Source organism: Endozoicomonas sp. Z74 (assembly GCF_057680865.1).
This window is the reverse complement of record NZ_JBLYZI010000226.1, coordinates 1-1,628: the sequence shown is the minus strand read 5'-3', so window position 1 is coordinate 1,628 and position 1,628 is coordinate 1. Positions and strand designations below refer to the sequence as shown.

At 55.5% G+C, this 1,628-nt stretch carries 1 protein-coding gene; it reads left to right on the top strand.

What is annotated here, in order from left to right:
• Positions 1 to 24: 24 nt before the first annotated feature.
• Positions 25 to 1,628, top strand: a 1,604-nt coding sequence (locus ACNRUY_RS26410) for a type I secretion system permease/ATPase (protein ID WP_488114650.1), incomplete at its 3' end; no start/stop codon positions are given.

The window sequence follows — 1,628 nt, the reverse complement described above, 5'->3', positions numbered from 1 at the left end:
GACTTCAGCTGGTTTATACCGGCCATGCTCAAGCATAAAAAGTTGCTCTATGAAGTACTGCTGGCGTCGTTTTTTATTCAACTGTTCGCCCTGATTACGCCGCTGTTCTTTCAGGTGATTATCGACAAGGTCCTGGCCAATCAGGCGCTGACGACGTTGGACGTGCTGGCTTTTGGCCTGCTGGTGTTGTCGGTGTTTGATATTGTGCTGAATGGCTTGCGTAATTATGTGTTCAGCCACACCACCAATCGGGTGGATGTGGTGCTGGGTTCCCGGTTGTTTAACCACCTGTTGCGTTTGCCAGTAGCCTTTTTTCAGGCCCGGCGGGTGGGGGATACCGTGGCCCGGGTGCGGGAGCTGGATACCATTCGGGAATTTATCACCGGCTCGGCCCTGACCCTCTGCATCGACCTGCTGTTTACCATTGTCTTTTTTGTAGTGATGTACTTTTACAGCCCAACCCTCACCTGGATTGTGTTGGGCTCCATTCCTTTTTATGTGGCATTGTCTCTGATCGTTACGCCCGTCTTGCGGGCGCGGTTGAATGAGAAGTTCAAGCGAGGGGCGGAGAATCAGTCGTTCTTGGTGGAGTCCGTTACCGGCATTGAAACCATCAAAAGCTCGGCGGTAGAGCCTCAGATGCAGCGGCATTGGGAAGACCAGCTGGCGGCCTATGTTTCGGCGTCGTTCCGGGCCATGAATCTGGGCAATATTGCCAGCCAGAGTGCCGGGTTGATCAACAAGGTGGTGACGGTGCTGATCCTCTGGGTGGGAGCCACACTGGTGATCAGTGGTGAATTGTCCGTGGGAATGCTGATCGCCTTCAATATGATCGCCGGTCGGGTCAGTGCGCCCATTTTGAAACTGGTGCAGCTCTGGCAAGACTTTCAGCAGGCCGGTATTTCGGTGCAACGGCTGGGCGATGTACTGAATACGCCCACGGAACCCGGCCATGATCCGAATCGAACCACACTGCCCGCTTTAAAAGGGAACGTTCGCTTTGAGCATGTGACCTTTCGGTATCAGCCGGATCGACCGGCGGTGCTTAACGGTATTGATCTGAACGTGCAGCCCGGGGAAGTGATCGGCATCGTAGGCCGTTCCGGCTCCGGTAAAAGCACTCTGACCAAACTGGTGCAGCGGCTCTACGTGCCGGACACCGGTCGTCTATTAGTGGATGGTGTGGATCTGGCCCTGGTGGAGCCTGCCTGGCTGCGGCGACAGGTGGGCGTGGTCCTTCAGGAAAACTTCCTGTTTAATCGCTCCGTTCGGGACAATATTGCCCTGGCCGATCCCGGTGCATCCATTGAGCGCATTATGGCGGCGGCGCAACTGGCCGGTGCCCATGAGTTTATTCTGGAACTGCCCGAGGGCTACGACACCAATGTGGGTGAACAGGGCAGCTCCCTTTCGGGCGGGCAGAAACAGCGCATTGCCATTGCCCGGGCGCTGCTCACCAACCCGAAAATCCTGATCTTTGATGAGGCCACCAGTGCCCTGGATTATGAATCGGAACACATTATTCAGCAGAACATGAAGCGGATCAGTCAGGGGCGCACGGTCTTTATTATTGCCCATCGCCTGTCCACGGTGCGCAACGCCAACCGGATTATTGTGATGGATAAGGG